General features: G+C 65.5%; 15 protein-coding genes and 2 rRNA genes (1 of these 17 only partly in view). 10 read left to right on the top strand and 7 right to left on the bottom strand.

Going from position 1 to position 15,000, the window contains the following annotated elements; translation table 11 throughout:
• From F614_RS0113150 to F614_RS0113140, 3 genes are all read left to right on the top strand, one after another.
• Positions 1 to 1,055 (top strand): 23S ribosomal RNA (locus F614_RS0113150); it begins 1,824 nt to the left of the window's first position.
• 111 nt (positions 1,056 to 1,166) lie between these two features.
• Positions 1,167 to 1,282: ribosomal RNA gene (gene rrf, locus F614_RS0113145) — 5S ribosomal RNA — on the top strand.
• Between the two features lie 137 nt (positions 1,283 to 1,419).
• The gene (locus F614_RS0113140; protein ID WP_026329869.1) at positions 1,420 to 1,626 is read left to right on the top strand and encodes a hypothetical protein; all 207 of its coding nucleotides are present in this window, start codon (positions 1,420 to 1,422) and stop codon (positions 1,624 to 1,626) included.
• A 196-nt stretch (positions 1,627 to 1,822) separates the two neighbouring features.
• Here the strand turns inward: F614_RS0113140 and F614_RS0113135 are convergent, their stop codons facing one another.
• The 3 genes from F614_RS0113135 to dapA are packed head-to-tail and all read right to left on the bottom strand — an operon-like array spanning position 1,823 to position 4,668.
• On the bottom strand, positions 1,823 to 2,593 hold the full coding sequence (locus tag F614_RS0113135) for an MBL fold metallo-hydrolase (protein WP_019559057.1): 771 nt from the start codon (positions 2,591 to 2,593) through the stop codon (positions 1,823 to 1,825).
• A gap of 21 nt (positions 2,594 to 2,614) precedes the next feature.
• Positions 2,615 to 3,781 carry an outer membrane protein assembly factor BamC gene (gene bamC, locus F614_RS0113130; protein ID WP_019559056.1) on the bottom strand — a complete coding sequence of 389 codons (1,167 nt, stop codon included), beginning with the start codon at positions 3,779 to 3,781 and terminating at the stop codon, positions 2,615 to 2,617.
• An 8-nt stretch (positions 3,782 to 3,789) separates the two neighbouring features.
• A complete protein-coding gene (dapA, locus tag F614_RS0113125) occupies positions 3,790 to 4,668 on the bottom strand; it encodes a 4-hydroxy-tetrahydrodipicolinate synthase (protein WP_018877304.1) in 879 nt (292 codons plus the stop codon).
• Between the two features lie 228 nt (positions 4,669 to 4,896).
• Between dapA and F614_RS0113120 the strand changes: the two genes are divergently transcribed.
• Genes F614_RS0113120 through F614_RS0113110 form a run of 3 tightly spaced genes read left to right on the top strand, consistent with a single transcriptional unit; the run spans position 4,897 to position 7,436 of the window.
• Positions 4,897 to 5,451: a glycine cleavage system protein R gene (locus F614_RS0113120; RefSeq protein WP_018865808.1), complete on the top strand. Its 555-nt coding sequence runs from the start codon at positions 4,897 to 4,899 to the stop codon at positions 5,449 to 5,451.
• Positions 5,452 to 5,508: 57 nt separating this feature from the next.
• The gene (locus F614_RS0113115) at positions 5,509 to 5,985 is read left to right on the top strand and encodes a peroxiredoxin (RefSeq protein WP_018876071.1); all 477 of its coding nucleotides are present in this window, start codon (positions 5,509 to 5,511) and stop codon (positions 5,983 to 5,985) included.
• 32 nt (positions 5,986 to 6,017) lie between these two features.
• Positions 6,018 to 7,436 (top strand): PhoH family protein, encoded by a 1,419-nt coding sequence (locus F614_RS0113110; RefSeq protein ID WP_018876072.1) that lies wholly within the window; start codon positions 6,018 to 6,020, stop codon positions 7,434 to 7,436.
• A gap of 322 nt (positions 7,437 to 7,758) precedes the next feature.
• On the opposite strand, the gene queD is transcribed toward F614_RS0113110, so the two are convergent.
• The 4 genes from queD to F614_RS0113090 are packed head-to-tail and all read right to left on the bottom strand — an operon-like array spanning position 7,759 to position 11,309.
• Positions 7,759 to 8,142: a 6-carboxytetrahydropterin synthase QueD gene (gene queD / locus F614_RS0113105; protein ID WP_018865805.1), complete on the bottom strand. Its 384-nt coding sequence runs from the start codon at positions 8,140 to 8,142 to the stop codon at positions 7,759 to 7,761.
• Between the two features lie 41 nt (positions 8,143 to 8,183).
• Positions 8,184 to 10,085: a 1-deoxy-D-xylulose-5-phosphate synthase gene (gene dxs / locus F614_RS0113100; protein ID WP_026329868.1), complete on the bottom strand. Its 1,902-nt coding sequence runs from the start codon at positions 10,083 to 10,085 to the stop codon at positions 8,184 to 8,186.
• A 14-nt stretch (positions 10,086 to 10,099) separates the two neighbouring features.
• On the bottom strand, positions 10,100 to 10,993 hold the full coding sequence (gene ispA / locus F614_RS0113095; protein WP_019559054.1) for a (2E,6E)-farnesyl diphosphate synthase: 894 nt from the start codon (positions 10,991 to 10,993) through the stop codon (positions 10,100 to 10,102).
• Between the two features lie 10 nt (positions 10,994 to 11,003).
• Positions 11,004 to 11,309 carry an exodeoxyribonuclease VII small subunit gene (locus F614_RS0113090; RefSeq protein ID WP_018876075.1) on the bottom strand — a complete coding sequence of 102 codons (306 nt, stop codon included), beginning with the start codon at positions 11,307 to 11,309 and terminating at the stop codon, positions 11,004 to 11,006.
• 235 nt (positions 11,310 to 11,544) lie between these two features.
• Between F614_RS0113090 and F614_RS0113085 the strand changes: the two genes are divergently transcribed.
• From F614_RS0113085 to F614_RS0113070, 4 genes are all read left to right on the top strand, one after another.
• Positions 11,545 to 11,964: a rubrerythrin family protein gene (locus tag F614_RS0113085; RefSeq protein ID WP_017940769.1), complete on the top strand. Its 420-nt coding sequence runs from the start codon at positions 11,545 to 11,547 to the stop codon at positions 11,962 to 11,964.
• 153 nt (positions 11,965 to 12,117) lie between these two features.
• A complete protein-coding gene (locus F614_RS0113080) occupies positions 12,118 to 13,470 on the top strand; it encodes a heterodisulfide reductase-related iron-sulfur binding cluster (protein WP_018876076.1) in 1,353 nt (450 codons plus the stop codon).
• Between the two features lie 63 nt (positions 13,471 to 13,533).
• On the top strand, positions 13,534 to 13,839 hold the full coding sequence (locus tag F614_RS0113075; RefSeq protein WP_018142071.1) for an encapsulin-associated ferritin-like protein: 306 nt from the start codon (positions 13,534 to 13,536) through the stop codon (positions 13,837 to 13,839).
• Between the two features lie 47 nt (positions 13,840 to 13,886).
• Positions 13,887 to 14,498 (top strand): DUF3501 family protein, encoded by a 612-nt coding sequence (locus tag F614_RS0113070; RefSeq protein ID WP_018876077.1) that lies wholly within the window; start codon positions 13,887 to 13,889, stop codon positions 14,496 to 14,498.
• Positions 14,499 to 15,000: the final 502 nt, after the last annotated feature.

Raw genomic sequence — 15,000 nt, 5'->3', positions numbered from 1 at the left:
GTTAATTGATGGGGTTAGCTTCGGCGAAGCCCTTGATCGAAGCCCCGGTAAACGGCGGCCGTAACTATAACGGTCCTAAGGTAGCGAAATTCCTTGTCGGGTAAGTTCCGACCTGCACGAATGGCGTAACGATGGCGGCGCTGTCTCCACCCGAGACTCAGTGAAATTGAAATCGCAGTGAAGATGCTGTGTACCCGCGGCTAGACGGAAAGACCCCGTGAACCTTTACTACAGCTTCACACTGAACTTTGAGCTTGTTTGTGTAGGATAGGTGGGAGGCTTTGAAGCCGGGACGCCAGTCTCGGTGGAGCCACCCTTGAAATACCACCCTGGCAAGTTTGGAGTTCTAACCCAGGCCTGTAATCCAGGTCGGGGACCGTGTGTGGTGGGTAGTTTGACTGGGGCGGTCTCCTCCCAAAGAGTAACGGAGGAGTGCGAAGGTACCCTCAGCGCGGTCGGAAATCGCGCGACGAGTGCAAAGGCATAAGGGTGCTTAACTGCGAGACAGACACGTCGAGCAGGTGCGAAAGCAGGTCTTAGTGATCCGGTGGTTCTGTATGGAAGGGCCATCGCTCAACGGATAAAAGGTACTCCGGGGATAACAGGCTGATACTGCCCAAGAGTCCATATCGACGGCAGTGTTTGGCACCTCGATGTCGGCTCATCACATCCTGGGGCTGAAGCAGGTCCCAAGGGTATGGCTGTTCGCCATTTAAAGTGGTACGCGAGCTGGGTTTAGAACGTCGTGAGACAGTTCGGTCCCTATCTGCCGTGGGCGTCGGAGATTTGACAGGATCTGTCCTTAGTACGAGAGGACCGGGATGGACGCACCTCTGGTGTTCCGGTTGTCACGCCAGTGGCACTGCCGGGTAGCTAAGTGCGGAAGGGATAACCGCTGAAAGCATCTAAGCGGGAAACCCACCTGAAGATGAGATCTCCCTGGACCCTTGAGGTCCCTGTAGGGCCGTTGAAGACTACAACGTTGATAGGCTGGGTGTTGAAGCGCGGTAACGCGTGTAGCTAACCAGTACTAATTGCCCGTGCGGCTTGACCATATAACACCCAAAGTGTTGGTGGTCTCGTCTGACACATCACGAAGTACACACGCCTAGAATGCATTCCGAATTCAGACGACTCGGCATAAGCCGTGTTATCTGGCCAGTTTGTCTGGCGGCAATAGCGAGTAGGAACCACCCGATCCCATCCCGAACTCGGAAGTGAAACTGCTCTGCGCCGATGGTAGTGTGGGGCCTCCCCATGTGAGAGTAGGTCACCGCCAGGCATTAATCCGAAGCCCGATTCCCAGTCATGGGGGTCGGGCTTTTTTTATGGGCGTTTTCGAGGCAGGCTTGGATCCAAGGTAACGCGATGCCCGTGGTGGCGGGTGCGGCACTTGGGCACAGGAGGCGGGGAGGTATTGTGCGAGGAAAAAGGACCGATGGTGGGCTGGTGATCGTAGGGCTTGTACTGCTCGGGATCGGGCTCTACGCATTTTTTGGCGGCCAGCTGGCGTTTACGCCGATTGCGCCAAGGGAAGGCGCGGGATTCGGCGGACCGCTGGCAACGATTATCGGGGTGGCGTTCGTTATTGGCGGGCTCTATTTCCTGCGAGAATCGCGGCGCTAAAAACGGTCTGTTCAGAGGTTGCCGACTGAGCGCGGCGGATACGGGCGGTGTAGTCGATCTGGCCTGGGCGGGGTAAGAGCGCGCTGTGTCCTCAGTCGATGCGGAAGTGGGCCCTGCGGTCGGGCGACTGCGGGCGTGATGCCGCGGGAGGGATGTTCGGCCAGTCCAGCCCGGGTGCGTCAGGCCAGGTCGCGTGTCAGGCGGGTGCGGTGGTGCGCCAGCCGAAGCCCTGGTCCTGGGTTGCGATGTCGACGTCGGAGGGGGTGCAGCCGAGCCCGTCTGCGAGGGCCGCTCGGGCAAGCGCCTCATCGTTGTTGTCGGTGGAGAGGTGCATCCCGATGACGTGCCGGAGGCGGGACTGCTCAATGTTGCGCAGCAGGTCGGTGGCGGCATGATTGGGTAGGTGCCCGTAGCCCCCGCCAATGCGCCGCTTCAGGGACGCGGGATAACGCCCGGCGGCGAGCATGGCTGGGTCGTGGTTGCACTCCAGCAAGAGGGCATCCGCGCCACTCGCCATCGCGACCATATGGGGCGAGATATGCCCGGCATCCGTCATCAGCACCAATCGGTGGTCTCCGTCGGAGAAGGCGAACTGGGTGGGCTCGCGCGAGTCGTGGGGCACGGTGAAGGGGCAGACCCAGGCGTCGTCGATGTCCAGCGGGGCGTCGGCCTGGATCTCCTGGACGTGTGCGAAGCCATCGTCGCGGGCCGCCAGGCGGGTGCCCGGGCTGGTGAAAACGGTGAGGTCGTACCGCCGGGACAGCGGGCCCGCGGCGCCGATGTGGTCCGCATGCTCGTGGGTGATCAGGACGGCGGTCAGGTCGCGGGGTGCAAGATCGACCCGGGCCAGGCGACGTTCGAGTTCCTGGACCGAGAAGCCGCAGTCGACAAGGAGACGGGTCGCCCCGATTTCCACGACCAGGGCATTTCCGGCGCTGCCGCTGCCGAGGGAGCAGAAGCGGATCATCGCGTCGGCACCGCGGAGGGATTAACGGAGAATCTGCTGTTCGATGCGCTCCAGCACGAATTCCGCATCGCGACGCCGGAGGGGGTCCCCCTCGATATCACGGGCCTCGATGCGGAGGTCGCCGTCGCCCATGTCGGTCAGGCGAACCTGGTAGCGTTCGTTTTCGCGACGGTCTCCGCCGCGACCGAAGATGCGACTGAAGAACCCGCCGCTTTCGCCTTCACCGACCACGTCGGGGCGATAGGTCACCTCGAAGGTCCCGGTGTCACGATCCTGCTCGTCCACCAGCAGCCCGGCGCGATCCAGGAGCGTCCCCATTTGCGCCCACATCCGGTCGAAGGCGCTGCCGATGACCAGCACCGGCTGGCCTTCGTGTTCCGTCTGGTGCAGTTCGGTCGGGCGGTCCCCGATGGTCTCGGCGACCCGGGCGCTGCCTTCCGGCATTTCGCCGGTGGCAAGGAAGACGCGAAGCCGATTGAGCATCTCGGCTTCCAGTTCCGGGTCAGAGGGCCGCATGGCCCAGCGCCAGGTTTCGCTCTCGGGCTCCTCGGACGCGCCCCGGTGGGATATGTAGATCGCGGAGTGCCCGTTGTCGCGTTCGACGCGAAGCCGGTACTTGTCCCGGGTGTTGGCGTCGTACACGTTCCCAAGGGCCCGCGCGAAGATGTTCTGGCTGCCCCGGAGCGGGATGCCGGCACGGTCCTCGGCCCATTCCGTCTCCATGATGCCGACCTGGGGCTCGTTGCGTTCCAGGCGCAGATTCTGGCTGTCCCAGAAGGCGGCAAGGCGATCCCACAGTTCCTCCGGGGGCGCCTCGACGCTGAGCCAGCGTACGCTGCCTTCGCGCATCAGCTGGACCTCGGCGGACTCGGGGAGGACGCGGGCGTCGGTCTGCACCGGTGCGGTGGTGTCGGCCGGCTGGCGCTGCTGCTGACGGGCCTGGGAGTCCTGCTGCATCTCGCGGGCGCTGACGCGCTCGCCCGGCGCATCCGGGATGCGGTAGGCGCGCTCGCTGTCGGGGGCGATGAGGTCCGGCGGGACTTCGAGATTGTCCATCTGCCGGCTCATTTCGTACTGGGGACCGGTCTGGCGGTCGCCCGAGGTGGAACACCCGGCGATGGCGAGGCTCGTGGCCAGGGCAAGGGCGGTGCGCGTCGCGCGGCGGCGGAGCGGGGCGGAGTGTTTCATGTCGGGGTTCAGACCTCTATGCCGGCCTGGCGCATGGCGTCCAGGACCGGCGCATGGAAGGGTTCGGACAGCGGAGTCAGGGGGAGACGGATACCGTCCTCCATGAGTCCCATGCGATGCAGTGCCCACTTGACCGGAATCGGGTTGGCCTCGAGGAACAGCGCGGAGTGCAGGCCGTCCAGCTGGCGGTTGATCGCGCGCGCCTCGTCCGGTCGGCCCTCGCGGACGGCGCGGCACATGGCCGCCATCAGACGGGGGGCGACATTCGCGGTGACCGAGATGATCCCGTGGCCACCCGCCAGCAGGAAGGCGAGTCCGTTGCCGTCATCGCCGCTGTACAGGTCCATGCGGTTGCCGACCCGCGCGACCAGTTCGGCGGTCCGCTCGTTACTCGCCGTGGCCTCCTTGATCCCGATGATGTTCGGGATATCGGCCAGGCGCTCCACGGTTTCGGGCAGCAGATCCACCGCGGTCCGGCCGGGGACGTTGTACAGGATCTGCGGGATGTCGACGGCCTCGGCGATGGCCTTGTGATGCAGGTAGAGGCCTTCCTGAGTCGGCTTGTTGTAGTACGGGGACACCAGCAGGCAGGCGTCCGCGCCACCTTCCTTCGCGCAACGGGTCAGCGCGATGGCTTCGCGCGTGGAATTCGCGCCGGTGCCCGCGATCACCGGGAGGCGCCCGGCCACGGTCTTCACCGTGTGGGCAATCGCCTCGCAGTGTTCGTCGAAATCGAGGGTCGCGGATTCGCCGGTGGTGCCGACCGCGACAATGGCATCGGTGCCGGCCTCGATGTGGAATTCCAGGAGCCGATCCAGCGCCGGCCAGTCCAGGCTGCCGTCCGCGTGCATCGGGGTCGCCAGTGCGACCATGCTGCCTTGAAACATCGACTCCTCCAACATCGGGAATGGTGCAGTCTAACGGGCGGGTGACAAGGCATTCAAGATTCCCGCGGCCGGCATGCCACCGATGCCCGGTTTCGCGCGGCGCGACGCCGTTGGCGCCGCCCGGGCAAGGTGGTATGTTGCGAGCCATCATGCCTGTTGTCGCTTTCATGCCGAGTCCCTCCCGGGAATGGCGCGCCCCCGTTCCCGCACGCCGCCGGCGGGTGCCGCATGGCTGAAGTGGTCGGCACGGGTGCCCATACCCACCTGATCCTTAACCTGATCGGGCCCGACCAGCCGGGTCTGGTCTCCAGCGTGACCCGCGTGATCGTGGATACCGGCTGCAATCTCGAATCGAGCCGGATCACGGTCGTGGGCGGGTACTGCTGCATGGCGCTCAGTGCCAGCGGCAACTGGAAGACCCTCGGCACGCTGGAATCGCGTCTGGAACGGCTCGAAGCCGAGATGGGGCTGGTGGTGGTGGCACGCCGCGGGCCACTGGAGGAGCGCGCCGAGGCCGCCATGCCGTATGCCGTGGATGCGGTAGCCCTGGATGCGCCGGGCCTGCTGAATGCCCTCGCCGATTTCTTCACCAGCCGCGGGGTCAATCTGCGCGACGTTCAGACCCGGGTCTACATTGCCCAGCAGACCGGGGCGCGCATGTTCGCGGCCAACATGGTGGTGGATATCCCCGCCGGGCAGCACCTCGCCAGTCTCCGCGGCGAATTCATGGATTTCTGTGACGAACTGAACGTGGATGGCGTGCTGGACCCGATCAAGGCCTGAAGCCGCCGGGCACGCGGCCTTCCGCTTCGAGACCCACGAATCAAGGAGCAACGCCTGATGAGCATCGCAATCAACCAACCCGTCCCCGCTGACCTGCGCGTCCCGGCGACCGGCGACCAGACCCTGGGCCCGGCCGACTTCCAGGGCCGGATCGTGGTCCTCTACTTCTACCCCAAGGACAACACGCCGGGCTGCACCAACGAGAGCCGCGACTTTGCCGCCAGCCTGGATGCCTTCCAGGAGGCCGGCGCCGTGATCCTGGGTGTGTCGCGCGACAGCGTGAAGAGCCACGAGAACTTCCGCACCAAGCAGGAACTGCCGTTCGACTTGTTGAGCGATGGCGACGAGACGCTGTGCAATGCCTTCGATGTCATCAAGATGAAAAACATGTATGGCAAGCAGGTGCGCGGCATCGAGCGCTCCACCTTCCTGATCGATGCCGACGGCGTGCTGCGCAAGGAGTGGCGCAAGGTGAAAGTGCCGGGCCACGTGGACGAGGTCCTCGCGGCGGTGCGCGAACTCGCGGGGAGCTGACCCCCTTACCCTACCCCCGTTCCGGAGGTGCCATGAACGCGACCGACCAGGATCCGAAACGCCTGTTTGTCCTGGACACCAATGTCCTGATGCACGACCCCACGGCGCTGTTCCGGTTCAAGGAACACGACATCTTCCTGCCCATGGTCGTACTCGAGGAGCTGGATCGCGGCAAGAAGGGGGTTTCCGAGGTCGCGCGCAACGTGCGCCAGGTCTCGCGCTTCATCGACGAACTCACCACCGGCGCGCAGCACGAACAGATCGCCGCCGGGCTGCCCCTGCAGGCCGACTCCCTCAGCGAATCGACGTTCGCACCCAGCGGCCGCCTGTTCTTCCAGACCCGCAATCTCAACGCCAGCCTGCCGGCCTCCCTGCCGGGGTCCTCGGCCGACAACGACATCCTCGCCACCGCCCAGGCGCTGAAGTCGGAATACCCCGATACCCCGGTCACGCTGGTATCCAAGGACATCAACCTGCGCATCAAGGCCGCGGTGATCGGCCTGCACGCGGAGGACTATTACAACGACCAGGTGCTGGACGATGTCAGCCTGCTGTTCTCGGGCATGACCGAGCTGCCGGCGGATTTCTGGGAGACGCACGGCACCAGGATGGACTCCTGGCAGGAATCCGGGCGTACCTACTATCGCGTGACCGGGCCGCTGGTCAGCGAGTGGCAGCCCAACCAGTTCGTCTACCGCGAGGGGGAGAACCCGCTATCCGCGATCGTGCTGGAGATCGACCAGCCGAACGAGTCCGCGGTGATCGAGCTGGTTGACGACTACATGACCCCGCGTCACAGCGTCTGGGGCATCAATGCCCGCAATCGCGAACAGAACTACGCACTCAACCTGCTGATGGATCCCGAGGTGGATTTCGTCTCCCTGCTGGGCGCCGCCGGTACCGGCAAGACCCTGCTGACCCTGGCCGCCGGCCTCGCGCAGACGCTGGAGGACAACACCTACAAGGAGATCATCATGACCCGGGTCACGGTCCCGGTGGGCGAGGACATCGGATTCCTGCCCGGGACCGAGGAAGAGAAGATGACACCCTGGATGGGGGCGCTGATGGACAACCTGGAGGTGTTGTCCAAGTCCGAGGGCGCCGGGGAATGGGGCCGTGCGGCGACCAACGACGTGCTGACCAGCCGCATCAAGATCCGCTCGCTGAATTTCATGCGCGGACGCACCTTCCTCAATCGCTACATCATCCTGGACGAGGCGCAGAACCTGACCTCGAAGCAGATGAAGACCCTGATCACCCGCGCCGGACCGGGGACCAAGGTGGTGGCGCTGGGCAACATCGCGCAGATCGACACCCCGTACCTGACCGAGACCTCGTCGGGCCTGACCTACGTGGTGGACCGCTTCCGCAACTGGACCCACAGCGGGCATATCACACTGACCCGCGGCGAGCGCTCGCGGCTGGCGGACTACGCCTCGAATCATCTGTAGACGGCGGGTAAGGCACGCCCGGGGGCGGCAACGGAGCGGGAAACGGGCACCGTCATTGCGAGGCCCCGCAGGGGCCGCGGCAACCTCCGGAAGCTGGTGGGTAGCCAGCTATGGAAGCAGATGGTTCCGGACGGAGTTCGCCACGTCGCTTCGCTCCCCGCGATGACGATAAGATTCCGTGTCGTTGCGAGGCCGTGACAGGCGCTGCGGCACTCTCTGGTGGCTGGCGCGGTGACGGGATCTGCTGGTTTCGGACGGAGGTTGCCGCGTCGCCTTCGGCTCCTCGCAATGACGGTGCCTGTGCTGGCGCCGATGGGTCGGCTCAGCCGTCCTCGCTGTAGCGTACGCAGGCGCGGTCGGTCTCCCACAGGGTCAGGGCATGCATGCGCAGGCCCGGGCGGTTCAGGCGTTCCGCCATCTGGCGGAAGAACCACTGCGCGATGTTCTCGGCGGTCGGGTTGACCGTGTCGAACGGCGGGACATCGTTCAGATAGCGATGATCCAGCTGCCCGGCGATCTCGCGCGCTGCGGTCTTGACCACCTTGAAGTCCACCGCCATGCCGGCGTCGTCCAGGGTCTCGGCCTGGACCTCGGCCTCCACCTTCCAGTTGTGCCCGTGCATGTTCGCGCACTGCCCCGGGTAATCGCGCAGGGTATGCGCGGAGGCAAAGTCGGTCAGGACGCGGAGGGTGTAGCGGGCACTCATGATCTTTTCCGGGCGAGCGGCCGTCGCCGGCCGGGGTTGTGTCAGCCCGCGAAGCCTAGCCGGCCGCCGTCTTCCGCGCAATTCTCCTGCCCGGATGCGTGGCGAATCGCGGCCAGCACGCCGGCGGTGTCGAGACCGCAGTCGGCCAGGATCTGCTCGCGTGAGCCGTGTTCGGTGAAGACGTCCGGGATGCCCAGGACCTGGCAGGGCAGGGTCAGTCCCTCGGCGGACAGCCATTCCAGTACCGCGCTGCCGGCGCCGCCGGCACGGGCGTGGTCCTCGAGGGTCACGAAGCCGTCATGGCTGGCGGCCAGCCGCGCGAGCACTTCGGTATCCAGCGGCTTGATGAAACGCATGTTCACGACGGTCGCATCCAGCGCCTCGCCGGCGGCCAGGGCGGTGTCCAGCAGGGTGCCGAAGTTGAGGATCGCCAGGCTCCGGCCTTCGCGCACGACCTCGGCACGGCCGACCGGCAGGGTCTCCAGGTCTTCGGGGCCACCGTCCGGCAGCTCGCCGGGCCCGCCGCCGCGCGGGTAGCGCACCGCCGCCGGACCCTCGTGGGCGTAGCCGGTGGACAGCATCTGGCGGCACTCCCGTTCGTTCGCGGGAGCCATCAGCAGCATGTTGGGGACCGTGCGCAGCAGTGCGGTGTCGAAGGTGCCGGCATGGGTCGGGCCGTCGGCGCCCACGATCCCGGCACGGTCCACCGCGAACAGCACCGGGAGATTCTGCAGGGCGACATCATGGATCACCTGGTCCATGGCCCGCTGCAGGAACGTCGAATAGATCGCGACCACGGGCTTCTGGCCCTCGCAGGCCATGCCGGCGGCCAGGGTCACCGCGTGCTGTTCGGCGATGCCGACATCGAAATAGCGTTGCGGAAACTGCTCGGAGAAGGCGACCAGGCCGGAGCCCTCGCGCATCGCCGGCGTAATACCCAGCAGGCGCTCGTCGGCCGCCGCCTGATCGCACAGCCACTGGCTGAAGATGTCGGTGTAGGTGGGCGCCTTCGGGGCCGCGGGGGCCAGGCCATTGGCCGGCTCGAACTTGGACACGCCGTGGTAGCGGCAGGGGTCTTCCTCGGCCGGTGCGTAGCCCTGGCCCTTGCGGGTGACCACATGCAGCAGTTGCGGGCCCTGGGTGGTGCGCAGGTTCTTCAGGATCGAGACCAGACCGTTGACGTCGTGTCCGTCCACCGGGCCGAAGTAGCGAAAACCCAGCTCCTCGAACAGGGTGCCGGGCACGAACATGCCCTTCATGTGTTCCTCGGCGCGCTGGGCGAAGGCCTTCATCGGCGGGACGAATTCCAGCATGCGTTTGGAACCCTCGCGTACCGAGCTGTACAGCGGGCCCGACAGCAACCGCGTGAAGTACTGATTGAGCGCGCCGACGTTGGGCGAGATCGACATGTCGTTGTCGTTCAGGATGACCAGCAGATTGCAGTCGAGGTCGCCGATGTGGTTGAGCGCCTCGAAGGCCATCCCGGCGGTCATCGCGCCGTCGCCGATCACCGCCACGTGGCGGCGGTCCAATCCGGCGTGCTTCGCGGCCAGGGCCATGCCGGCTGCGGCACTGATGGAGGTGCTGGAGTGGCCGGCCCCGAAGGCGTCGTATTCACTCTCCGAGCGCTTGGGGAAGCCGGCCAGGCCGCCATACTGGCGCAGACCGGCCATCCCTTCCCGGCGCCCGGTCAGGATCTTGTGGGCGTAGGCCTGATGCCCCACGTCCCAGACGATGCGGTCGTCGGGGGTGTCGAAGGCGTAGTGCAGCGCGATCGCGAGCTCCACGGTCCCCAGGTTGGCGGCCAGGTGCCCACCGGTGCGCGAGACGCTCTCGATCAGGAACTGGCGCAGCTCGCCGGCGACCCCGGCGAGTTCCGAGGCCGGGCGCTCCCGCAGGTCGGCGGGCCATTGGATTGCATCCAGCAAGGGGGTTGGGGTCATCGGTGCGGGCCGGTTCAGTTCATGCGGTCGACGATGTAGCGCGCGAGGAAGCGAAGCAAGTCCGCCTCCTGGCCGAAGGGTTGCAGCTCGGCGAGGGCCTCGTCGACCAGGGCCACCGCGCGTTCGCGCGAGGCCTCCAGGCCCTGCAGCGAGGGGAAGGTGGGCTTGTGCAGCCGGGCGTCCGCGCCGCAGGCCTTGCCCAGGACCTCGGGGTCGCCCTCGACGTCGAGTACGTCGTCGCGGATCTGGAACGCCAGGCCGATGCATTCGGCATAGCGCGTCAGTCGCCCCAGCGCCTCGGGGTCCGGTGTGCCCGCCAGGGCGCCCAGCCGGACCGAGGCGCGGATCAGGGCACCCGTCTTGAGCCGGTGCATGCGCTCCAGCTCCGGCAGGTCGATGGGCTGGCCGCAGGCGCCGAGGTCGATCGCCTGACCGCCGGCCATGCCGTGCAGGCCGGCCGCCCCCGCCAGTTCGCGCACGGCGTGCAGCCCCGTCGCCCCGGGCAGGTCCGCCACGCCGCCGGTCAGCACGTCGAAGGCCAGCGCCTGCAGGGCGTCCCCGGCCAGAATGGCCGTGGCCTCGTCGAAGGCCTTGTGGCAGGTGGGGCGGCCACGGCGCAGGTCGTCGTCGTCCATCGCCGGCAGGTCGTCGTGGATCAGGGAGTAGACGTGGATCATCTCCACGGCCGCGGCCATTGCGTCCAGGACTACGTCCGGGGCGGCGGTGGTCCGTCCGGCCGCGTAGACCAGTACCGGGCGCAGGCGTTTGCCACCGGACAGCGTGGCGTAGCGCATGGCCTCGATCAGGCGCGGGTCCGGGGCGCCGTCTACGGCCAGGTGGCGGTCGAGAACGGCCTCGATGCGCTGCTGGTAGTGGGACAGGGCCTGTTCGGCATCGATGGCGGTCAACGGCGTTTCGCTAGAACGGGACATCGGGATCCGTGCTGTCGTTCGGCTCCGCTGTCCGGGGAACGTTCGTGTTCCCGCCGTGGTCATTCTGGGCAGAGGCGTCCGCCGGTGTCTCTTGCGCCAGGGCCTCGATGCGGCGCTGAGCATCGTCGAGGGCGCGCTGACAGCGGTTGACGAGTTCCGTGCCGCGCTGGAATTCGCCCAGCGACTGCTCCAGGCCCAGCTCGCCGGACTCCATCCGGGCAACCAGGGCCTCCAGGGCTTCCAGGCTGGCTTCGAATTCCGCCGGGCTGTCGGCGCTGGAAGGGTCGGTCATGATGGATCACCGGGTCGAAAAGGTGAGAAAGTATCCGATCCGCTGCGGCGAGGAAAGACGTACCGCCGGTCCGCCCTTGATTATGGGACAGACGCCCCCATGATGCGGAGGGCTTCCGGTTGACACTGAACCGGGCGCGGACTAGAGTTTTCGTACAGTTTAGACCCAGTCTAAACCGCCGTCTGCACAGGCATTCCTGTGGTTGTGTAGAACCCATAGAGAGAAGGAGAGCACCATGGATCTGAAAGGCAGCAAGACCGAAGAAGCCCTGAAAGAGGCCTTTGCCGGCGAATCGATGGCCAATCGCCGTTACCTGTACTTCGCTTCCAAGGCGGACGTCGAAGGCTACAACGACGTGGCCACCGTGTTCCGTTCCACCGCGGAAGGCGAAACCGGCCACGCCCACGGCCACCTCGAATACCTCGAGAGCTGCGGCGACCCGGCCACCGGCCTGGAATTCGGTTCCACCTCCGCGAACCTGAAGACCGCCGTGGCTGGCGAGACCCACGAGTACACCGACATGTACCCGGGCATGGCCAAGACCGCGCGCGACGAAGGCTTCGACGAAGTCGCCGACTGGTTCGAAACCCTGGCCAAGGCGGAGCGTTCCCACGCCAACCGCTTCCAGAAGGCGCTGGACCAGCTGGACGACTGATCGTCTCCTGCCTGGGAAGTATGCGGGGCCGGTTACCGGCCCCGTTTTCCGGGAGACACGGAACAGCCTGTGGGCGGTGCCTGACGGCCGGGCCCGCATGTTGTTCCGTGTTTCCCCCGAAGCATCGTACTGATACGGACACCGGAGGGATGCATGTCTGCGCCGACGCACCAACGTGAAGGAAGTCTCGAAGCCCCGACCCGTCATCCGCTGGACTGGAAGAACCCCGAGTTCTACAACGAGGAATCGCTGTTCAGCGAACTCGAGCGGGTCTTTGATATCTGTCACGGCTGCCGTCGCTGCGTAAGCCTGTGCAACTCCTTTCCCACCCTGTTCGACCTGGTCGACGAATCCGAGACCCTGGAGGTCGACGGGGTCGACAAGAAGGATTACTGGCAGGTCGTCGATCACTGCTATCTGTGTGATCTGTGCTACCTGACCAAGTGCCCCTACGTGCCCCCGCACGAATGGAATGTGGACTTCCCGCACCTGATGCTTCGGGCCAAGGCCTTTCGTTTCCAGAACGAGGGCGCGAAGACCGCGCACAAGTTGATGTCCAGCACCGACACCGTCGGCAAGCTGGCGGGTATCCCGGTGGTCGCCGGCGCGGTCAACGCCGCGAACAAGAACGGTGCCGTGCGCAAGATGCTCGACAAGACCATGGGCGTGCACCCGGATGCCCCGGTCCCCGAATACCACTCGAAAAAGGGGCGTTCGCGCCTCGCGAAGGCCGCGAAGGGGGTCAGCAACCCCGAGCCTGCCGGCGCCACCCAGGGCAAGGTCGCCCTCTATGCGACCTGCTACGGCAACTACAACGAGCCGCACCTGGTCGAGGACCTGGTCAAGGTCTTCGAGCACAACGGCATCGAAGTCACCCTGGTCGACAAGGAACAGTGCTGCGGCATGCCCAAGCTGGAGCTGGGCGACCTGAAGTCGGTGGAGGCCTCCAAGGACGCCAACATCCCGGCGATGAAGCGCATGATCGACCAGGGCTACGACATCGTCGCCCCGGTGCCGTCCTGCGTGCTGATGTTCAAGCAGGAACTGCCGCTGATGTTCCCGGACGACGCCGATGTGATCGCGGTGCGCGACCGCATCTTCGACCCGTTCGAGTACCTGATGGAGCGGCACAAGGACGGCAAGCTCAACACCGACTTCCCCGAGAAGCTCGGCAAGATTGCCTACCACGCCGCCTGCCACCTGCGAGTGCAGAATATGGGGCTCAAGACCCGTGACCTGCTGAAGCTGGTGCCGGATACCGAGATCGACGTCATCGAACGCTGCTCCGGGCACGACGGTACCTATGGCGTGAAGAGCGAATTCTATGAAACGGCCAGCAAGATCTGCCGCCCGGTGGTCAGCCGCGTGCAGAAGGCCGAGTCGGATCATTACTCGAGCGACTGCCCGATGGCCGGCCACATGATCGAAAACGGGTTGCAGGGCAAGGGCGAGGACAAGGCGCCCGAGCACCCGCTGACCCTGCTGCGCCAGGCCTACGGTCTGTAGGCGGCGCTCGACCCACAGGACGCGACACGGGCGGGAAGACGCGCCCGGGAATGGAGAAAAGACATGGCCAGTGACAGCTACCACGAACCCGTCGAGGAACTGAGCGACGAGTCGCGCGAAATGCACCGTGCGATCGTCTCGCTGATGGAGGAACTCGAGGCGGTGGACTGGTACCAGCAGCGCATCGACGGCTGCAAGGACGAGGAGCTCAAGGCGATCCTCGCGCACAACCGTGACGAGGAGATCGAACACGCGGCGATGGTGCTGGAGTGGATCCGGCGCCATAACCCGGTATTCGACCACGAACTGAAAGACAACCTCTGGTCCGACAAGGACTACACGAAGACGGGGCACCACCACGATCACTGAGGGGTGCCGGTCCTGGCGGGCCAGTCCGATGAGACGGAGGTATCGAGATGCAGATGGAGGCAAGTGTGGACAAGCTGAGTCGTGAAGACCTGTATTCGCTGGAGAAGTACCACGAGGTACGCCCCCAGTTCCGCAGCGAGGTGATGCAGCACAAGCGGGATCGTGTGGTGCAGGTGGGTCCGGCGGTGACCCTGCATTTCGAGGATCGCAAGACCATGCAGTACCAGATCCAGGAGATGCTGCGGGTCGAGAAGATCTTCGATGCCGAGGGCATCCAGGACGAGCTCGACGCCTACAATCCGCTGATCCCGGATGGCTCCAACTGGAAGGCGACCATGATGGTCGAGTATCCGGACGTGGACGAGCGCAAGGTACAGCTGTCCAAGCTGATCGGGATCGAGCGCAAGACCTACGTGCAGGTCGAAGGCCACGACAAGGTCTACCCGATCGCGAACGAGGACCTGGATCGCGAGACCGATGACAAGACCTCCTCGGTGCACTTCCTGCGCTTCGAGCTGACCCCGGAGATGGTCTCCGCAGCGAAGTCCGGTGCGGCCATTGCCGTGGGGGTGGAGCACGAGAACTACAGCCACCGGCTGGACGCCGTCGCCGAGGGCACGCGCGAGTCGCTCGCGGCCGACCTCGATGCCGTCAACTGACGCGGTCCCTATGCCCGCTTCACGAAAGGCGCCTCCGGGCGCCTTTTTCGTTTCCGGCGCATGCCGGACTGTGGCTTCGTCTGGCCGCCTGCCTCGTGGTGGCTGGCCCTGGATCGTCGCTTGGTGTTTACGGTGGTTCCGGTCCACATACTGCCCGGCGCTGACTCGCCAGCGCGCCGCGAGGTCCTTTCTTGCTTGCCCAAGAAAGGACCCAAAGAAGGGCACCCGGATTTCGCCCGGGAACCTCGCTCCGGACGCGCTGGGCCGGCGGCGCTGAACTCGCTGCGCCTTCGGCTCCGCTCAGACATCCAGCGCCTTCTCCCGGCCCATCACGCCCTCCGCGAGGGGCTCCATACGGGGGGGGGAAGGTCAAGACAGAAGGTATTCCAGCCCCACGACACAACAATAGTTATTGCCATCCGAATGAACCGCCCCGGGTTTCCCGGAGACCCGTTGGTTTGGGTCACGCTGCACGAACGGACCCCTGAAGTGGTTGATGGTA

The organism is Thioalkalivibrio sp. ALE12, from assembly GCF_000381105.1.
Classification (GTDB): Bacteria; Pseudomonadota; Gammaproteobacteria; order Ectothiorhodospirales; family Ectothiorhodospiraceae; genus Thioalkalivibrio.
This window is presented reverse-complemented; position numbering and strand designations above follow the sequence as displayed.